The sequence below is a fragment of the Paenibacillus sediminis genome (assembly GCF_017873765.1).
Taxonomy (GTDB): domain Bacteria; phylum Bacillota; class Bacilli; order Paenibacillales; family Paenibacillaceae; genus Paenibacillus_AG; species Paenibacillus_AG sediminis.
This window is the reverse complement of sequence record NZ_JAGGKP010000030.1, coordinates 1-1,545: the sequence shown is the minus strand read 5'-3', so window position 1 is coordinate 1,545 and position 1,545 is coordinate 1. Positions and strand designations below refer to the sequence as shown.

The 1,545-nt window shown below is 39.7% G+C and carries 2 protein-coding genes; both read right to left on the bottom strand.

Annotated elements, in window-relative coordinates:
* Positions 1–290 precede the first annotated feature (290 nt).
* Positions 291–830 carry a ribonuclease FAU-1 family protein gene (locus J2Z20_RS17820; protein WP_209853433.1) on the bottom strand — a complete coding sequence of 180 codons (540 nt, stop codon included), beginning with the start codon at positions 828–830 and terminating at the stop codon, positions 291–293.
* Positions 831–1,087: 257 nt separating this feature from the next.
* On the bottom strand, positions 1,088–1,396 hold the full coding sequence (locus J2Z20_RS17815) for a hypothetical protein (RefSeq protein ID WP_209853431.1): 309 nt from the start codon (positions 1,394–1,396) through the stop codon (positions 1,088–1,090).
* Between the last annotated feature and the right edge of the window lie 149 nt (positions 1,397–1,545).

The following is a 1,545-nucleotide window of genomic DNA, read 5'->3' as shown; positions in this document are numbered from 1 at the left end:
AATATTAAAAATATAGATATTATAAGAGTAATATAATTCCGCATCATTGAACCCATCCCTCAAAATTAAGATTTGCCATGCTTTCATATAACGTTCGTGTATTCACGACGTCCTACCACCTTAAAGGAGCGAAGCGACTGGCCGCGACCGCGGTTAGGTGGTAGGATGTGTCCGGCTGAATCTGCTTCCCTGCTACTGAAAATCCATCCCCGAATCCACTTCTAACTTCTGCCGGACCGAGGGCCGCATGGCCCGAAGCGTGAATATGGTGTTATCGGAAGTTAATGCCTTCAATGAGTGTCTATCAAAATATGTTTAAAATGGTTCATACCGTTCTTAATTATAGTGTTTTCTTTGTTTTCAATTTCTTTAATAAGTTCATTCATGGTATCCTTTGCAAGGTTATAATCATTCTCATTAATGCATTTATCTTTTAAAGCTTCTTCTAGCTCATCTTCATCTTTAATATAAAATTCACCGTTAGGAAAAACCACTACATCTAAAAAAAGATCATCCCAGTAAGGAATTCCATCGTTAATTCCAGTACTCTTTGCTATATCGAAATACCATTGAATTACTTCTTTTTTATTATTTATCATCGTTGTCACACAGTAGTTTGATTCCAATGGAAAGTGTTGCATCCAGTAATATCCGTCGTCGACTAAACAAAATTCTTGATTATTTAATATTCTTTTTAGTGGTTCCTTTACTTGATGAATACTTATTAAGGTTACATGCCCCCTAAACCCTACTTCATCGAAAAACCTACAAATAAACTCTCTCTTTTGTACTCGATGCCAATCTTGTCTGTCAGCTTTTTTCCTCTTCATTCAACACCTCTGATTTTTTATTTATTACATCGCATTGCATTAATTTCCGATAACGTTGTTGTATTCACGACGCCCCACCACCTTAAGGTCCGAAGGACCGGCCGCGATGCGGTTAGGTGGTGCGGGTGTGTCCGGCTGAATCTGCTTCCTCGCTACTGAATTGCTCATCCCCGAATCTACTTCTAACTCCGGCCGGACCGAGGGACAAATGTCCCGATGCGTGAATATTGTGTTAGGCGATGTTGCTGACTTCCTGATTAGCTCTCATATGCCCTTGATGCTTCTAATAGATCATTATTGAATTCAAGTTCTTCCAATACTCTTTGAATGTCATGCTCTGAATAGCTTCTAACAATTATCATGTGTTTAATGAAAAGACCTGGAGGATCTATATTGTCTCTGGATAAGTTGTTCTTCAATCTTTCAGGTGTATATAAAATACTCCATCGTTTAGATCCATCACTAAAAAACAAAGTAATCTCAATCCAATTCCATTCCGTAGAATCGTCGCCAACTTCATCGTCAAAACTCCAACTAACTAATTTGGGCTTCTCACTTTCTAACATCCTTGAAACCACTCTCCAAAAACAATTTCTTTAAAGCTCTACAGCAATTTCGCCTAACGTTCCTTGTATTCACGAACCCGAGAACCTTAAGCCCCAACGGGGCGGCCGCGACGCGGTTAGGTTCGCAGGGTTGTCCGCCTGACTCCGCT

What these genes read in the sequence shown, in the direction of transcription:
- J2Z20_RS17820 (WP_209853433.1), bottom strand. Translation starts at nt 830, where the DNA reads ATGAAGAGGAAAAAAGCTGACAGACAAGATTGGCATCGAGTACAAAAG.
- J2Z20_RS17815 (WP_209853431.1), bottom strand. Translation starts at nt 1,396, where the DNA reads ATGTTAGAAAGTGAGAAGCCCAAATTAGTTAGTTGGAGTTTTGACGAT.